This window comes from Micropruina sp. (assembly GCF_047606365.1).
Classification (GTDB): Bacteria; Actinomycetota; Actinomycetes; order Propionibacteriales; family Propionibacteriaceae; genus Micropruina.
Genome location: NZ_JASGEN010000050.1, coordinates 1 through 17,175, shown reverse-complemented (window position 1 = coordinate 17,175; position 17,175 = coordinate 1). Strand labels below are relative to the sequence as shown.

The window sequence follows — 17,175 nt, the reverse complement described above, 5'->3', positions numbered from 1 at the left end:
TCGTCCTTCAGACCCTAGGCGGGGCTCGCGCGCTTTACGCCCGACCTACCCGGACGGGGTGCAGCCCACTCCGCTTTCCGGTTACGTCACTGCCGGACCCCCATCGTCGGGACTGCCGTCATCCCGGGCTCCGACCCGGGATCTCAGTGGCGATGAACCGCCGGCCAGGAATGAGTCCCCGCAACTCACGTGAATTCCCTACTCTCTTTATAAAAATTCACGGTAAGTTGCCGCTCATGAGGATCACACCGTGATCAACCGCACCACCCGGGAGCGAATCGACGCGCTGCTGGAGACATACCGCGAACTGGCGACTCGCCACCCCGAAGCGCTCCACCAGATCGCGCTGACCGAACTGGCCGAGACGGTTCAGCAGTCGAACGCCATCGAGAACTCCACCCTCACCCTCGGCGAGACCGAACAGGTTCTTGCCGGACGGCTGCCGTCCGGACGCCACGATCTGCGCGAGATCTACGAAGCCAGAAACCTGGCCGCCGTGACGACCGACCTGCTGTCGACGTCCGAGCCGCTCTCGATCGACCTCATCCTGCGCTGGCACCGGACGCTGCTGGCCGGTATCCGTGACGACGCGGCCGGACGGTTTCGCCGGGCGGGTGAGTGGGTGCGCGTGGGCAATCATCTCGGCGCGAACCCCGAGTTCGTCTCGGGGCTGATCTCGGACGCGCTCGCGCGTTACAGGGACGATGCCACGTCCTCGCCGCTCGATGCGATCGCCCGGTTCCATTGCGAGTTCGAGGTGATCCATCCCTTCGTCGACGGCAATGGACGGATCGGGCGTGTCCTGATCAACAAGCAACTCCCGGACGCCGGCCTGCCTCCGGTCATCGTCAGGGCAAAGAACCGGCGCACCGACTACTACCCGCTGCTGGACCGCTACGCGACGACCGACGCCCACGACGGCATGACCCGACTCCTGGCGTTGCTGCTCCTCGAATCACTGCACAAGCGCATTGCGCTGATCACCAGTCCCCGGGTGGTGCGGCTGGCCGACTGGGCGCGAACCAACGGCGTCCGCGGCAATATCGCGACGAACAAGGCCAAGCGGCAGACGATCCCCGCCTTCCGGTTACGTGATCGCTGGATGATCGCCGAGGACTACCGCTGAAGAAACTAGGCCGACAGCAGGGCCTCGATATCCGGGGCGATGTCGCCGGGCTGGATCGGCGGCTCGTACCGCCGGACGACCCGACCCTCCGGGTCGATCAGGAATTTGGTGAAGTTCCAGTGCACGTCGCTCGGGGCGGCGTCCGGCAGAGCCTTCGAGATGGATTCGTAGAACCCGCCGTAGGCCGGGCCGAAATCACCGGGTGCCTGGCTGCGCAGGAAGGCGAACAGCGGGTCGGCGTCCGGCCCGTTGACGTCGATCTTGGCGAACACCGGGAAGCTGACGTCGTAGGTGGTCTTGCAGAAGTCCTGAATCTCCGCGTCGGTGCCGGGCTCCTGGTCGAAGAACTGGTTGCTGGGGAAGCCCAGAACCTCCAGGCCGCGGTCGCGGTACTGCCGGTGGAGCGCCTCCAGGCCCTCGTACTGCGGGTCATGCCACATTTGCTGGCCACGTTGACGATCAGCAGCGCCTTGCCCGCGTAGTCCGCGAGCGGCACGGACGTCCCGTCGGCCGCTTTCACCTCGAAGTCGAACACTCCACTCACGTCAATGCTCCTGATCGGTCTGTTCGTTGTCGGGGAAGCCGGTCACATGTCACGGTAGCGCCGAGCTTCGGCGACCTTGCTGGCCAGGTCGGTGCGGTTGAGGTTCTGCACATAACCGGGGGTGTCCCGCTGGATCCGCCAGCCCTCGCTCAGCGGGCCGAGGTCGAGAACGTCGAAGCCGATGGTGTCGAGGAACTCCGCCACCTGCGCACGCGCAGCCTCGTCGTCGCCGGCGACGATCAGCGCCCGCCGGTCCGAGGCACCCGCCGGCAGGGCGGTGCTGAGAATCTCCGCGGCAGGAATGTGGTTGAACGCCTTCACCACGCGAGCACCCGCCAGATGGTGCTGCACCAGTTCGCTGGTGGTCGTCGACTCGTCGTCCAGTGCGGCGATCTGCCCGTCGCGTTGCGGATAGTAGTTGTTGGCGTCCACCACGGTCTTGCCCGCGAATGGCGCCGGATCCAGGTCGGCGACGCTCTTCAACGGAACCGCGACGACGACCAGGTCGCCCCGGCTCGCGGCGTCGGCGACCGTGCCCGCTTCGGCGCGCGGGCCGAGCTCCGCGACCAGCCCGGTCAACGTCTCGGGTCCGCGAGAGTTGGCGATCACCACGTCGTATCCGTGGCCGACGGCGGCCTTCGCGACCGCAGTTCCGATGTTTCCAGCGCCGACAATGCCCACTGTGCTCATAGGAGTCCCAACGCGGGCCGCGGCCACCTCATTCCGGACGCCGCCCTGACCGGCGACCGGGATGAGCGGCACCCGCACCACGGCTATTGCCTCGCGCCGATACTGGTGTCACGGTTTCCGGCACCGGGAGGATTCGATGGCACATCAGCCCTGGACGCGTCGCCCCCACCCCGTTGCGGCAACGTCATGACCGACCTCGACAGCCCGCCCTTCGACCACGCCGTCCGGGGCCGGTTCAACGCCTGGTTCTTCTCCGCCCTGGACCGATACATCGACCGTGTCGCCCGGCCGCTCAAACGCATCGCCTTCGACGGTCTGGACGCGGCCCGCGTGGTCGAGATCGGTCCCGGCGTCGGCGCCAACCTGCGCTACTTGCCGGCGGGCGCGGAGTTGATCGCCATCGAGCCCAATCTGCGCATGCACGCCCCACTCCGGCGGCGATGCGCCGCCGCCGGCGTCACGCTGACCCTGGTCCCCGGCTACGCCGACCGGCTGCCGCTACCCGACCACTCCGTCGATGAGGTGATCTGTTCACTGGTGCTGTGCACCGTCCCCGACCCGGACGCCGTGCTCGCCGAGGCGACCCGGGTACTGCGTCCGGGCGGCCGGTTCCGTTTCGTCGAACATGTCGCCGCGCCGTCCGGCAGCCCGCGGGCAAAGACCCAACAGGTGCTGCACAAGCCCTGGGCGTGGCTCTTCGAGGGCTGCGACCTGCATCGCGACACTGCCGCCGCCATCGAACGCGCCGGCTTCACCCGCACCACGATCGTTCCGATGAAACCGCGCGGCAGCATCTTCTACCCGGTCAACACGATGATCTGCGGCACCGCCGAACTCTGACTGCCCGCGGCACCCGGCGGTGGTTGCATTGCTCGGCGCTTCCTCAACTCCGACGTGGACACAAGGTGTACCCACCGATGACGGTCGCGTTCTCGCAGGCCCAGTTGTGGTCGATGATGGCGAGCAGGTCATCCGGTGCAGCCTTGCGGTGCAGCCAGCCCCGATCCCAGATCAGCCAGCGTGCGCCCGGCTCGGTCAGGCAGGCCAGGCTCTCGGCGCGGTTCGCGGCGGAAACCTCCTCGTCCGCCTGCCCTCGCTGCAGGAACAGTGGCGACGGGTAGCGGCACCGGGTGGGATTCCCCAGCAGGTAGCCGGCGTCGCCGAAGGCCAGGTAGGCGACCTGGGTGTCCGCACCGATCAGGCGGTGGATCTTCTCGGCATCGGCGAGCTCGGTTCGCAGCCCCGCAGCCTGACCGACCGAGGTTCGGCCTGCCGTCCCGAGGGTCAGCGACTCGGCGGAGATCGGGGTCTGGGTGGCCAGCAGCGACACCATCACCAGGAGGGCGGTCCACGGGGTCACCGCCCCCTCCGGTCGAGCGGACGGGTGGCGCATCGCGGCCAACTGCCAGGCCACCAACAGCAGCACCCAGCCGCCGGTGATCAGGTAAGGGCCGGCCCAGTGCCCGACCCGCCAAGGCGCCGGAAGCACGAACAGGATCAGAGTCCAGACCACCAGGGCCGACAGCGGCCAGCGCAGCGCCGCCCGGGAGCGCTCAATGGTTCGGACGGCGAGCACCGCGCTGAGCACCACCAGGCCGAGGGCGTGATAGGTGAAGTACTGGCCCTGGTAGGCGATGCCCAGCCCGGTGAGCCCCACTGCTGCGAGCGCCGTCCAGATCTCGGTTCGTCGCGCACCGATGAAGAAGGCCGGCAGCAACGCCACGGTGGGCCAGCGGGCAGCGAGGTTCATCAGATAGTGACCGGCTTCGGTCGCGTTCTCCGAGGTCCACGGGTCGGGTTGCAGCGCACGGATGTCCAGCAGCCAGCTGATCTCGAATGGTGCGAGCCACCAGATCAGCGCAACGACGATCAGCCCGGTGAGCACCGCCGCGAGCATGGCGATCCATCCCCGGCGGCGGTCGATCGCCCACAGGATCAGCAATGCTGCGGCCGCCACCGGCAGGGTGCTGATCTTCACCAGCGCCGCCAGCGCCAGCAGCACCCCGGCGACCGCACCGCCGGATCCGGCCCGCACCATCAGTCCGGCGCCGACGGCGGCCACCGCCAACAGCGCCGCCATCCAGTCCGGTTCACCGGTGGCCGGCGCGGTGAACATCAGGGCTGCGTAGGAGGCCAGCGAGTAGGCCCAAGCCACCGACGGCCACCGTCGGCGCAGCCCCATCCACAACAGGGACGCCGCGGCCGCCGCCAACACCGCGGCCGTCAACCGGAAGCCGGCCTCGAAGACCCACACCCGTTGCCAGGAGCCCGGTGGCCCTGCCGCGGGGCTGAGCAATTCGGGCAGCCAGGACTGCGCCGCGGAGAACAGGCGGAACACGATCGGTCGGTGGGTGAATGTTTCCGCAGCCGAGTAGCCGGAGACCCGGACCACCCCCACCTCGTAGCGGATGTTCCCGTTCACAAGGTAGCCCAGCAGTGCGAACGTCGCCAGGCCCGCGGCGACGAGCATCGCCACCCGCAATCGCGAGGCATTCACGTCATCCGCAGCGGGAGCCTCTGCCTCAGTGTCATTGGCGCGGTTACGGGCCGTTGCCGGAGCCGTGGGGTCGACCCGTGCGCCTTTCGTCGGCGACATACTCGCTCCGGCCTGTCGGGGGTGAGGCCCCTCCAGTAGAGCTGTCGGAGATGAACTGTCGAGGGCGAGCACACACCCGCGCCCTGAACGGCGGACGGCTTTCGCCACCTCCACTCCACGGAGCCGAACTGCTGCGCGGCTTCGGACGCCTGGACGAGGCACGCCACGCCTACCAGCGCCGGGAACCTCACCCAGCGGTGCTTCCGGGAAAGCCGGCTCAGCGAGCCGGGCTGTAGGGAACGGTGAAGATCGAGACGAAGTCGTCCAGCAGGCTGGCATCACCCTCGACGGCCACCGCCCCTTGGGAGATCGCGGCCGCCGGCTCGAGAGTTCCAGCCAGCAGATCGCGAAGTCCGGGTCCGGCGGTGATCACCAGATCGGCGTCCGGATGCTCGCCGGCACCGACCTGCACGGCACCGCCGCCGACGACGGCGTGCGCGACGGCAGCTCCGACCCTGACCGTGAAGATGAGCCGCCGACCGTTCGCGGTAGCGCCCTCGGCCGCCACCCGCAGGGCGGAGACCAGGGAGGCTTCGGTGACGATCTCACCTTCCCGCGGTTCACGCATGCCCGCGGCTCCCCAGCGTGAAAGCGCGTCCAGCGCGGGTTGCAGTTCAGCGCCCCGGTCGGTCACCGCGTAGACGATCGAGCGATCCGCACCGCTGCGCGCCCGGCGCATGATTACCCCGTCCTGCTCCAGTTCCTTCAGCCGGGTGGACAGCAGGTTGGACGGAATGCCGGGGAGCCCGGCGGCCAGGTCGGAGTAGCGCCGCGGGCCGACCAGCAGGTCGCGCAGGATCAGCAGGGTCCACCGCTGGCCGAGCACCTCGGCGGCACGCGCCAAGCCACAGAACTGCCCGTACTCACGATTTCGCACGGAACAAACGTACCACTTGACTTGATTTATTGCAGTGTGCTTTATTATTTGAAGTAGCGAGCGTTGGAGCCCACCGACGCCATCGAGAGACAAGGACCGCTCATGGAACTCATGGTCGACTACATCACTTCGCTCGACGGCTACGGTGCCGCGGAGGGCTGGCCCGGCTGGTGGGGGCTGGAAGGCCCCGAATACCTCGACTGGCTCGGCGAGGACTCCGCCGCCCACCGCACGCTGCTGATGGGCGCCAACACCTACCGGCTCTTCCACGGCTTCGCCGCCTCGCAGACCGAAGGCGTCGATTCGCTCGGGGCGGTACCGAAGATCGTCTTCTCGAGCACACTCGACGATCCGCTGGAGTGGCAGAACAGCCGGCTGATCCGCGGCGACGCGGTCGAGGCGGTGCGAGAACTGAAGGAGACCAGCGAGCATCCGCTGTCGACCATCGGCAGTCTTTCGCTGGCACGATCGCTGCTGACCGCGGGCCTGGTCGACCGCTTCCGGGTCGTCGTCTTCCCGGTGATCACCGGGAAGACCGGGCACGAACGCATCTACGACGGCTATCCCGACATCGCTCTCGAACTGATCGAGACCCGCACCTTCGACGGCGGCACTCAGCTGCTCGACTACCGCCCACGCGTGCTGGATGCGCCCCTTCCCCCGGGACCAGGCAGCGCGTAACCATCGTCATCGACAGCAGGCCGATCGCCTGAGGAAGCGGGACTCTCATGGACGCGTCCGACACCGCACCCGCGGACAACGGGCTTGCCGACGGCGGGTTCCGAACCTTCCTCCATGTGCTGATGAACACTGCTGTCGCCAACGTGACGACGAGCTTTCTGTGGTTCGCGCTCACCTTCTGGGCCTATGCCGAGACCCGCAATGTGCTGGTCGCGGGTGTCGTGGCGGCCTCGCACATGCTGTTCGTCTCGCTGTTCAGCATGTTCTTCGGCACCCTGGTCGACCGGTTCCGGAAGAAGGCAGTGATGGCGTGGGCGACCCTGGTCGCACTGATCGTCTTCATCCTGGACGCCGCCCTCTTCTTCGCGATCGGCCCCACCGCGATCATCGATCTGAGCCGTCCCTGGTTCTGGATCTTCGCCGTGGTGCTGCTGGCCGGCGCCGTGGTCGAACAGCTGCGCGGCATCGCGCTGTCGACCACGGTGACGCTGTTGGTGCCCGTCGAACGCCACGCCAATGCGAACGGCCTGGTCGGCACCGTGCAGGGCGTCGGGATGATCGTCACCAGCGTCTTCAGCGGCTTGTCGGTCGGGTTCCTCGGGATGGGATGGACGCTGCTGATCGGCGTCGGCGCGCTCGCAGTGACACTGCTCCACCTGGTGCTGCTGCGCATCCCGGAACCAGAAGTCGTGACCACCGAGCAGGGCACCGGCTGGGTCGATGTGCGTGGCGGCTGGCTGGCGGTACGCGCCGTACCCGGCCTGCTGGCGCTGGTGTTGTTCACCACGCTGAACAACCTCTTCGGCGGTGTCGCGATGGCGGTGATGGACCCCTACGGCATCGAGATGTTCGGCGTCCAGGGCTGGGGCATCTGGTTCGCGGTGATGTCGACGGGATTCATTGTCGGCGGCGCGCTCGTCGCGGCGAAGGGGCTCGGCGGGAATCCCATCCGCACCATGCTGCTCTTCGCCGCCGCCATCGGCGCCGCGGGCGCGCTGAGCACCATCCGCGAGCAGGGCTGGGTGTACATCGTCGGCGTCTGGCTGTTCATGGCGATGATCCCCGCCGTCGAGGCGGCCGAGCAGACCGTGATCCAGCGGGTCGTCCCCTATGAGAAGCAGGGACGGGTCTTCGGCTTCGCCAACACCTTCGAGGCCGCCGCCGCACCGATCACCGCCCTGCTGATCGCTCCCCTCGCCGAGTTCTGGATCATCCCGCTGCTGCGCACCGAAGAAGGGCTGCGGATCTGGGAGCCACTGCTCGGCACCGGGCACAACCGCGGCATCGCCCTGATTTTGTTCCTCTCCGGCATCGCCTGCGTGGTGGTCGCAGTCCTCGCCATGTGCACACCTCAATACCGCCTGCTCTCGGATCGGTACCTGAACTCCGCCGACAGCGAGCAGGACACCGGCCAGAGTTCGCAGAAGAGCGACCCGGTCGAGAACATCGCCTGACGAAAGGGGCGGTCGGCGGGTATACGTTCGGACGATGAGCAGAGCGACGCTGATTCTGACCGACGTCCGTCCCGCTACGGTCGACCCCGGCTCGGTCACCGGCGACATGGTCGACCTCGTCATCGGCGGCGCCGAGATCCTCGCCGTGACCCCGGCCGGACATGCTCGTGCCCTGCACCCCGAAGCCCCGACCGAGGACGGTCGCGGACTGCTGGCACTTCCCGGCTTCATCAACGCCCACGCCCATGTCGACAAGTCGTGGTGGGGTCGCGAGTGGGTGTCGTACGGCGGCGAGGCCACCACGCAGGGACGCATCGCGCATGAGCGCGCGCATCGCGACGAGTTGAGCATTCCCTCGGTCGAAGGCGCGGAGGCCGTGCTCCGCGAGTTCCTGCGGCACGGTACGACTGCGACCCGCTCACACGCCGACGTGGACCTCGGCCTCGGCCTGAAGGCGGTCGAGAATGTGCTGGCGGCGGCAGCGAATCTGGGCGGCGCCGTCGAGGTGGAGATCGTGGCATTCCCGCAGGACGGCGTCATCCGGCGTCCCGGCGTCGCGCGGCTTCTTGAGCAGGCTGTCGAGCTCGGTGTGCGGAACATCGGCGGGCTCGACCCGGCGGGCATCGACCGCGACCCCGTCGCGCAGCTGGACGCACTCTTCGACATCGTCGACCGCACCGGAGTCGGTCTCGACATTCACCTGCACGACCCCAACGAGCTGGGTGTGTTCCAGTTGGAGTTGATCATCGACCACACCCTCGCGGTCGGCGCCCACGGCCGGGTCAACATCGCCCACGGATTCGCTCTCGGCGACACCAAGGGTGCGGCCCAGCAGGAACTCGTGCACCGCCTCGCCGAGGCGGGAATCTCGTGGACGACGGTGGCGCCACCCCGCACCGAGCCGCTGCCCTGGCGGGCGATGCGCGAGGCAGGCATACCGCTGGGTCTCGGAACGGACGGCATCCGCGACCTGTGGAATCCGTTCGGCGACGGCGATCTGCTGAAGGTGGCGCTGGCCTTCGCCCGGCTACACGGCATGCGCACCGACGAGGACCTGGCTTACGCCGTACAGCTCGCCACGACCGCCGGCGTGCCGTTCGTGCACCGCCCTCACCACGGGCTCGAGGCTGGGAACCGCGCCGACATCGTCCTGCTGGATGCACAGAACGTGCCGGACGCATTGGTGCGCACTCCGCGCCGTGAGCTGGTCATCGCCGGCGGCCGGGTCGTGACGCGCGCCGGCGAATTGGAGATCTGAGGACCCGACGCGCACAGGCGGCACACAACGCCACCGGCAACACCGACAAGAAGGGGAGGCAGCGATGGGCACCACGTCGTGGGAGCAGGTTCGGGATGAGTCCCCTGGCCGCTATGGCTGAGACCGATCGGGCCGAGTACGACGCTGCTGCCATCGAGGCTGAGGCGCGGTTGCAGCTCGCAGAATTGGTCTACAACGCTCGGACCGCGGCCGGACTCTCCCAGACCGAACTAGCCCGGCGAGCAAGTACTCGCCAGTCCGTCATCTCTGCCATCGAGAACGGAACTCAGGCTCCCGGCGGCGTCATGCTGGTACGCATCGCCCACGCTCTCGGTGGAACCCTGGGCATCAACACCGCCGCCTGAGGAGTGTTGGGCGCACCCGTTCACCTTCGTGGTCAGTGGTGACCGAATTCCGAAATAGAACAACCCCGCCCGACTATCTAGCCTTGTCGGATGGGGTTTCCACCTGGTGGACATGGGTGGACTCAAACCGAGCACCTGGCAGCTGTTCGAGTGGCTGAGTTCCGCGTGGAATCAGGCGAAGCTCGTTCTCCACGACGAGCCGGACGGTGCCGCTGACGATGGGCCGGGAGTCGTCGCGAACCCTAGGAGACGAGCTAGAACACTCCTCACGGAGAGCCAAGTGGACGCTATCCGAACTGCCCGCGCGAACGGCGAGAGCGTGGTCTCGATCTGTCAGTGGTTCAATGTGCATCGGATGACCGTCTGAACGCACACGAGAGACTTGCTCTAACTTCCCCTCGGGCCGCACGCCTGGGGTGCTCCGTGCACACGCAGCCGCACACGAGTGCTGCCGAGTCCGGACGCTGGTCGGCTTCACTTGCGACAATGGCACAGCAACGTTCAAGCGCCGCAACCTCGAAGCTCTCGCTGACCTCATCGTGGGCAACGCGGGCCGTGACGACGCTGAAGATGAGGACGAAGCCAAGTCATTCCCCTACTGGTGCAGCATGTACATCACCGATTTCCTCCAAGAGCTGGGGACCGAGTACCAGCGCATGACGGTTCAACTCGCCACCCGCCCGAGATGTTCTGCCGCCTCGTCGACCAGCTGTTGAGCCTGGCCGATCAGCTCAACGAAGGGTCCGATCGCCGTCGGGCGCTCGCGCAAGCCAATGAGGTACTTGACCGCGAAGGTTTCGAGGCGTTCTATGGCGAGGACAACCAGTACTACCTCCGTCATGTCGGCACCCAGACCGTGACCATCCTTTGCCGCCAACCCCACCGCCCCTCAGCAAGGTTGGGCTGGAGCGGCGGCAGCTCCTGACGGCGTAACTCGACCAGTACAGCGAGGATGACGTCGCGAAGGCCACGGCGCTCATGGCCACGGCTGCCGGCGGTTTCAGTCCAGATCTTGGTCCAGTTGGGCTCGTTCATCCTCGCGGACGGCATCGCGTTCGTAGGACTCTGCAATGGCGCGCAGGATGCGCGCAGTTCGGGGCCAATGCACCTGGACCGCCAGACTCCATTGCTTGTACTGCTCAGCCAGCGTTCGCTCCTGGCTGCCGCCGTCGTAGACACCACGCCAGGTGACACCACGGCTGTTCAGCCGGCCGGTGATTGCGCCGTTCTCTAGGTCGCGACTCCCGATCGACTCGATGAGATCTCGAACTGGGGCGGGTGGCCAGATCCCGTCAGCGCCGACCGGTGCGTGAGCAAAGGTCTGGCCAATCAGTTCGTCACCGATGTCCGCTCGGTCAAGGTCGGATAGTTGCAGACGAGCCTGCTTAACCCACTCCTGAATCGCAGCTTGACCAAGTGTGCCGTCCTTCTGTCGTCCCGGGAAGCCGTGCCAACCGCGAAGGACCCACCAAGCGTGCTCAGTTAGCGGATCCGCACTCTTGCTCTGACGGTGAGTCTCGTTTGCACCCCGGAACGTGCGTTGAACGAGATCAACGAACAGGGCAGGGTCCGAGGCGAGAGCCTGGTTAAGGGCACGTGGTTCGCGGTCGTGCTGGAGGAGCCTGAAATAGCCGAACTCCAGAGATGCGAGGTCGGCAACGGGCACGTCGGCTGCGGCTAGGTAGTCCAGCAATGTCCCGACGTAGTGGCCGGTCATCTGTGACATCCCCGCCCGCCCCGGGTCCTGGGTGATCGCTGCGCGCAAGACGGATAGGACCAGCGTTGCGCTCGGGAGATGCTTCTTCTGGCTTGCTGTCGGATTGAAGATGCCGTGGCTCGCGATCGCAATCGCCGACCAAGCTCGTGCTCGCTCAAGGAGCACCTCAATAGCTCTGGTGAGATCCTCATGGGGAACGACCTCGAAAGGTGCCTCGGACCAGAAGAGGTCTTCAGCGGCTGGGAACTCGCGGAGAACCTCCCAGAACCGGCCCTCCGTCGGGACGTTAAGCACCAACCTTCTCAGAGCCTCGCTCTCCACGTCGCCCCGTTCGAGCGCTCGCCTGAGATCCGCTGGTCCATCGACGGCGAGGTGGCTACGGACCCACGTTGTCGCGGCTTCCTGAAGCGCTGTGCTATCCGATGCCAGCCAGTCCAACATCGTGTCGAGAGCATCAATCGGCTCGTAGGTTGACAAAGTCCAGCCGACCCGTGTCGGAGCCTCAGCACGGGCCGCTACTGCGCCGAGCTGTTCCCACGCGTCGGGGCGGGCAAACAGAACGTCAAGGGCTTCGCGCCGTTTGGCTTCCAGCGCTGTCCGGTAGTGCTCGTAGTCGTTCAGGTCTGCACCCGGCAGGTGGGGGTGCCAATTGAAGAGATATGCGAACCGGCGGAGGTCATCAGCAGGTTGGAGCAATTCGGCCAGTTTGTGTAAGCGGGCACGTCGCTCCGCCGGCATTGCCCAGTCCGCGTCCTGGAAACGCTCGTGCCGCGCTGCGGTCTCTCGGACCTGTTCGAACAGGGCCAGTCGAACGTCCTCATCCAAGTCGCCGCGCGATGTTTCGTCCTCGAGGAACTCGATGATCCGATTCGCTTCGTCCGGGCCGACCGTGGACAGCGCTTCCACGAGCCATGGCAGGGCGGCGCGATCTGCCATGACCCATGCGAGCGCCCGGTCGACCAGGCTCGTCGCGAAAGCGAACCATTCGCTGATCGGCATCCGGTCGCTGGGGGGCTTCCAGAGTTGATAACGCGGCTCACTGGGCGGCGAGACCCAGACATTGCTGTCGGGCCATAGCGCCTTGAGTAGAGCCCAACCTGTCGTCTCGCTCACGATCCGGCAGGCATCCAGCGCTTGGAGTCGGATCGCAAGATCTGCACCAGTGTTCCGAATCCATCCGCAAAGGACGGTCGACATGCTTGCGAGTGGATTGTTGCCCGAGTTCTTCGGCAGGTCGTAGCGGCAGAGTTCGGTCAGGATCTGTGTGGCGCGAACGAGATGGTCGGGTGACCAGCAGAGCACTTCCAAGGCCCACAACAGGTGATGCTGTTGACCCGATGGCCCCAGGGCCAGCGGCTCGTCAATGGCCTGGAACATGCGGCCGACGGTCGGATCGCTGGTTGCAAGGTCATCCTCCAGTGCCGAAAGGAAGGTGTCTGGAGCAGCCTCGGCAAGAAGCGGAAGCACGTCGGCGATCGCACCCCAAGTGTGACCTTCGGAGCCGGTAGTGACCTGATGCAGCACGTCGCGCACAACCCGTTCGGCCACTGAGGATGCGAGATTGGTGTCACCGGGGCCTGACTCGATCGCTCCCGCCAGGGCGAGACTCTCGGCGATACCGTGCCGCAGAGCAGGCGAGTAGGTTCTCCGCTGCCTCTTCAATTGAGCGGCAATCCGCTCGTGCGAACTGAGGCCTTCATATGGATTTGGGTCCAGGAGAACGCTGGTTGCGATCTCTGCCCATCGCGACGCCAGTTCTGATGACACCAGGTTGCCAAACTCGAGGAACGCCTCCTCCAGGGAGGTGAATACAAAGACATTCCGCACGCTCCGGATCGCCGGATCGGATCCGTGACTGGCGTCGGCGATAGCGCGCTGTAGGTCGACTGAGGGGACGGCGGCCAGCTCACTCAGGACTCGCAGATCCTCGGGTCGATCGGTCCACCGACTGGCCAGCATCAGTGCGACGAGCGTGGCGGCCAGCGGCGGCCGAGACCACGTCGGCTGCTGCACGCGAGGTGAGCGCGAAAGCCGCCGGGCCAATGCGGGCATGCTCCGACGAGCAAGTACCGCGAGGCGATCGGCCTGGCGCCATTCGACGTCACCTGCTCTGAATGCCTCGGCCGCCTCGTTCCGGCCAACCCTCGGCAAGCGGATGTCGACACTGCGGCGCATGGCAGAGCCACTATCGACGATAGAGACGACATGCCTACCGCTAGCGAGGGCGCGGGCTACGTCTGCATTGTCGAAGTCGGGCACCAAGATCCCAGGCCCCGGGAGTGCCACTATTCGATCCCAGACGCCTGTTGACCGGACGATTGTGACGGCGCCGGGCTCACTCGCCTTATCGTCGTCTGGCATCAGGCACGCGTGCAGGAACCCCAAGGCGTCATCGACCCACTCGGTCTGGATCGACGTAATCCTCGGTTCGTCTCTAAGCAGGGATCGCAGTCGCTGCGCCTCCTTAACCCGCCCGGCGACGAAGAGATTCAGCGGAAGAGCTGGTTCGGTCGCAGCGGAGAAGCGGTCCCACCATGTCTCCAGAGTCAGCGCGTCACGGGGTCGAAGACCGAGAGTTTCCGAGATCCACAGGTGTGCGGCGGGGGCAACCTGCAGCCAAGCTTCGAGGTCATCCGCATCGAGGACGAAGACATCCTTGAAGAGTTTCTCGGCTCGTCGCTCGGCGGCCCACGAGTCCTTGCCCTGCCAGCGACGGACTGTCACGAAGACGAAGGTGACATCTTGCGATGCCTCGCCCTTTCGTCCGTCGTAGTCCTTGGTGGCTTTGCGCTTGGAGTCCTTGTCGGTGCCGAACTCGAACCAGATTTGTCCGGCCGGCAGCAAGTGCGTCGGCCCCTCGAGGGTCGCCACCCCGTCCTTGCCGGCCAGGGCAACCCCGTCGCCTGTCCGAATTGAGATCTGGCAAGCCCCGGGGGTCTCGAATAACAGCCTACGTACCAACTCTGGAAGCCGATCCTGAGCTTCTCGAGCGTTGGTCTGGGGCCACAGCGCAAGCTGGCTCGCAGTCGCATATTCGGGACTGGCGGTTCGTCGTTCGGCAGCCAGACTCACGGCCGGCGCTCCGCGCTGCGCTTTGAGGCGCTCCACGTCGCTCGCACGGAACCTGTAGAACGACGTCCCTGGCACCCGGGCATCCGGGAGCAATCCCTGCTTGGCATACGACCGCACGGTGTTCTCGTGCACGGCCAGTCGCCTCGCTGTCTCGCGCACGTTCAGAACCTCAGAAGCAGCATCATTCACACCAATAGCGTACATGCATGTAGACTTTGTGCACTTGCCGGCGGTGGGCTTGGTGCAGAGAAACTGAGAGCGGACATGGATACGGTGAGCGAGGCAATCGACCCGTCGTGGTGGGAGGACGTGCTGGCGGCGGCGTCGCTTGATGACCCCTATGAGCCGCCAGAGTTGTTGTCGACGCATCTCGAGCGGGGGGCTGCCGATCCGTCTGTCACGGGGCTTCACGAACTGGTGCTGCAGGTCTTGGCGATGGTGTCGTCGGCCATGTTGAACCCTGAGGACTGGTTGGCGCCGTTCACACCTGCGATGCAGTTCGGTGGCAAGCGGACCGTAGTACCTGCGGACTTGGATGCTGACCAGGTGGCGTTGCTGGCGCGTATCGCCCCACTGGTCGAACGCGACGATCTGCGAGCTCGGGTCGCTGATGTCGCCTGGGTCTACGGGGACCGGTCGGACACCGCGATGTTAGACCGAGCCATCGACGCCTACCGGGCCGCGCCGCTGACGGGTGATGTGTGGTTCAGCGTCGGGAAGGACGCGTGGGTTCGGGCCTTCGCGCTTGCAGCACGGCGCGGCGCGGACGGCCAGGCCCGGACGCAGGACATGTCGGCCGCATTGAAGGCTCGGGTCTTGGCCGGGCAGGTGACAGACAACTTCAGAACAGTGGGTTTCGCGGAAATCTTGCGCCAGCACGGTCGTGTCGACGCGTCCGGGCGCGCTGAGGTGAGCGATGCGCTGCTCGCGCTCGCAGCAGAGGCGTCGTCGGTAACGCCGCGCCTGTCCCGCCACCTCGAGCGTGAGGCACTCGCATGGCTTGGTGGTTCGGACGCGGCGGCGGCGAACGCGGCGACCGAGCGCGTCGCGCGGACATACATCGCTGAAGCCGATTCCCGCATTCAGGCGGACCCAAAGGCGGGCGCGCTGGTCGAGGGCCATTTTCTGGAGAAGGCCATCGCAGTCCTCCGAACTATCCCTCGCTCCTACCGGCTCGAGAACGGACTCGACGAGCTCATTGACGATCTCCGCATTCGGCTGAGTGAGAGTCGGGAGTCGTCGATGGAGCAGATGATGCGTATCCAGTCGGACCCAGTCGATCTGACTGAGGCCGTTTCTTACGCTCGGTCCCAAGTTTCGGGTCACGCGGATAAGTTCGACGCGCTCGCTGCATTCGCGACGCTCGCACCGCCGCTAGATGAAGCCAGTACGCGCGAGAACGCCGAGAAGATGCTGGAGGGCACCATCAGCCACATCTTCGGATCCTCTACGTTTTCGTCTGACTTCCGGAAGATCGCATCGAGGCCGGGGTCTTCGGGTCAGGCCAATGAGGACACGGTTTGGGCCGAGATGGCCCGCACGGTCTTCTTTCACTCCCAGTTGCTCGGAAAGGGCATCATCCAACCTGCGCAAGACGTCCTGACTACTGAGCATCGGTTCAGCCGGCAGTACATGGTGTCGTTATGCATGGAATCGCCGACAGTGCCCGAGGGCCACGAGACGTTGTGGGGCAATGGCCTGGTTCTCGGTTTGGGCGGCAACTACGGCGCTGCGGTCTCTGTTCTTGTCCCACAGTTGGAGCAGGTCGTGCGGGTCATGTTGAAGCGGCACGACGTGCACACGCTGTTCGTCGATGAGAACGGCGTGGAGAGCGAGAAGAGCTTGAACGCCCTTCTCGACATTACCGAGACCGAGGACATCTTCGGTGCAGGTATGGTCATGGAGATGAAGGCGATGCTGGTCGTCCAAGGTGGTCCGAACCTCCGCAACGACATCGCGCACGGCCTTCTCGATGACAACTCGGCGTGGAGCTACCCGGCGCTCTACATGTGGTGGTCCTGCCTCCGGCTGGTGACGTGGCCGGTCATCGAGATGATGGGCCGCGCTCGGACACAGGCAGCAGAGTCCGGCGAAGGCTCAATGACAACCGGCGGAGCGGACATCAAGCCGGCGACGCAGACTGCAGCCGACATCGAAGCGGGAGACTTGGCGGAAGACCAGCAGCGCGAAGGTTAGATCGGTTCAGGCCAGAAGTGGTCAAGGCCCTTGGGTTACCGACGCACCCACGTCGACACCAGCGCGACGCGGGTTAGGACCTGAGCAGCCGAGTAACTCAAGGACGACGGGGTCCGCCGCCGCGCACACACGTCAATCCGCGCTGTGGCGCACCGCCTATTGACTCGGGGAAGCTCGGCGACTGCGTGCAATCCGAGATCACGCTTGCTCACCGGACGTTGAAGCGTCAGGAAATGTATCGCGGCCGCTCCTCCGAGAGACGAGCGACTTCGCGGCCTGGCGTTTGCGGTCCTCGCGTGTTGTCGGCTTCGTGGTGCCAGCCCAGCCTAACGGAGCACCGTTCTGAGTCACCCTCAAGACCCAGGGAAAGATCGAACGCTTCCACCAGACCCAGAAACGCTGGCTCGCGAAACAGCCCACCGCGACCACCGTCACCGAGCTGCAATCCCAACTCGACCGGCTCCGCACCGAATTGAGGTTGACCCCGTAGCCCGGACACCGTCTTGGCGGGTTCCCTTGTCAGGGACCGCTGGAGAGGATGTCCCTGATGGGATCGACGAAGAAGCGGAAGAGCTATACCCCGGAGTATCGGCGTGAGG

12 protein-coding genes and 1 pseudogene are annotated in these 17,175 nt (G+C 65.9%); 7 read left to right on the top strand and 6 right to left on the bottom strand.

The genetic code is table 11. The annotated features are described in order from the left end of the window. Positions 1 to 250 precede the first annotated feature (250 nt). On the top strand, positions 251 to 1,126 hold the full coding sequence (locus QM624_RS06650; protein WP_415090027.1) for a Fic family protein: 876 nt from the start codon (positions 251 to 253) through the stop codon (positions 1,124 to 1,126). 5 nt (positions 1,127 to 1,131) lie between these two features. Here the strand turns inward: QM624_RS06650 and QM624_RS06645 are convergent. Both QM624_RS06645 and QM624_RS06640 read right to left on the bottom strand, forming a co-directional pair. Further along, positions 1,132 to 1,670 (bottom strand): annotated as a pseudogene (locus QM624_RS06645) (glutathione peroxidase). A gap of 42 nt (positions 1,671 to 1,712) precedes the next feature. Next, positions 1,713 to 2,360 carry an NADPH-dependent F420 reductase gene (locus tag QM624_RS06640; RefSeq protein ID WP_415090025.1) on the bottom strand — a complete coding sequence of 216 codons (648 nt, stop codon included), beginning with the start codon at positions 2,358 to 2,360 and terminating at the stop codon, positions 1,713 to 1,715. A 186-nt stretch (positions 2,361 to 2,546) separates the two neighbouring features. Between QM624_RS06640 and QM624_RS06635 the strand changes: the two genes are divergently transcribed. Beyond that, positions 2,547 to 3,200, top strand: coding sequence for a class I SAM-dependent methyltransferase (locus QM624_RS06635; protein WP_415090023.1), 654 nt, complete (start codon positions 2,547 to 2,549; stop codon positions 3,198 to 3,200). A gap of 43 nt (positions 3,201 to 3,243) precedes the next feature. Here QM624_RS06635 and QM624_RS06630 read toward each other — a convergent pair whose 3' ends face one another. Then, positions 3,244 to 4,857, bottom strand: coding sequence for a hypothetical protein (locus tag QM624_RS06630; protein WP_415090021.1), 1,614 nt, complete (start codon positions 4,855 to 4,857; stop codon positions 3,244 to 3,246). A gap of 316 nt (positions 4,858 to 5,173) precedes the next feature. Further along, a complete protein-coding gene (locus QM624_RS06625; RefSeq protein ID WP_415090019.1) occupies positions 5,174 to 5,833 on the bottom strand; it encodes a winged helix-turn-helix transcriptional regulator in 660 nt (219 codons plus the stop codon). Positions 5,834 to 5,935: 102 nt separating this feature from the next. Here QM624_RS06625 and QM624_RS06620 point away from each other — a divergent pair, with 102 nt between their 5' ends. From QM624_RS06620 to QM624_RS06605, 4 genes are all read left to right on the top strand, one after another. After that, positions 5,936 to 6,514, top strand: coding sequence for a dihydrofolate reductase family protein (locus tag QM624_RS06620; protein WP_415090017.1), 579 nt, complete (start codon positions 5,936 to 5,938; stop codon positions 6,512 to 6,514). Positions 6,515 to 6,561: 47 nt separating this feature from the next. Next, a complete protein-coding gene (locus QM624_RS06615; RefSeq protein WP_415090015.1) occupies positions 6,562 to 7,968 on the top strand; it encodes an MFS transporter in 1,407 nt (468 codons plus the stop codon). A gap of 34 nt (positions 7,969 to 8,002) precedes the next feature. Further along, a complete protein-coding gene (locus tag QM624_RS06610) occupies positions 8,003 to 9,226 on the top strand; it encodes an amidohydrolase family protein (protein ID WP_415090013.1) in 1,224 nt (407 codons plus the stop codon). 113 nt (positions 9,227 to 9,339) lie between these two features. Continuing rightward, a complete protein-coding gene (locus QM624_RS06605; protein ID WP_415090011.1) occupies positions 9,340 to 9,591 on the top strand; it encodes a helix-turn-helix domain-containing protein in 252 nt (83 codons plus the stop codon). Positions 9,592 to 10,255: 664 nt separating this feature from the next. Here QM624_RS06605 and QM624_RS06600 read toward each other — a convergent pair. Beyond that, the gene (locus QM624_RS06600; RefSeq protein WP_415090008.1) at positions 10,256 to 10,432 is read right to left on the bottom strand and encodes a hypothetical protein; all 177 of its coding nucleotides are present in this window, start codon (positions 10,430 to 10,432) and stop codon (positions 10,256 to 10,258) included. A gap of 159 nt (positions 10,433 to 10,591) precedes the next feature. Next, positions 10,592 to 14,569, bottom strand: coding sequence for a helix-turn-helix domain-containing protein (locus QM624_RS06595; protein WP_415090005.1), 3,978 nt, complete (start codon positions 14,567 to 14,569; stop codon positions 10,592 to 10,594). A gap of 75 nt (positions 14,570 to 14,644) precedes the next feature. Here QM624_RS06595 and QM624_RS06590 point away from each other — a divergent pair, with 75 nt between their 5' ends. Next, positions 14,645 to 16,576 (top strand): DUF4209 domain-containing protein, encoded by a 1,932-nt coding sequence (locus QM624_RS06590; RefSeq protein WP_415090003.1) that lies wholly within the window; start codon positions 14,645 to 14,647, stop codon positions 16,574 to 16,576. Positions 16,577 to 17,175 lie beyond the last annotated feature (599 nt).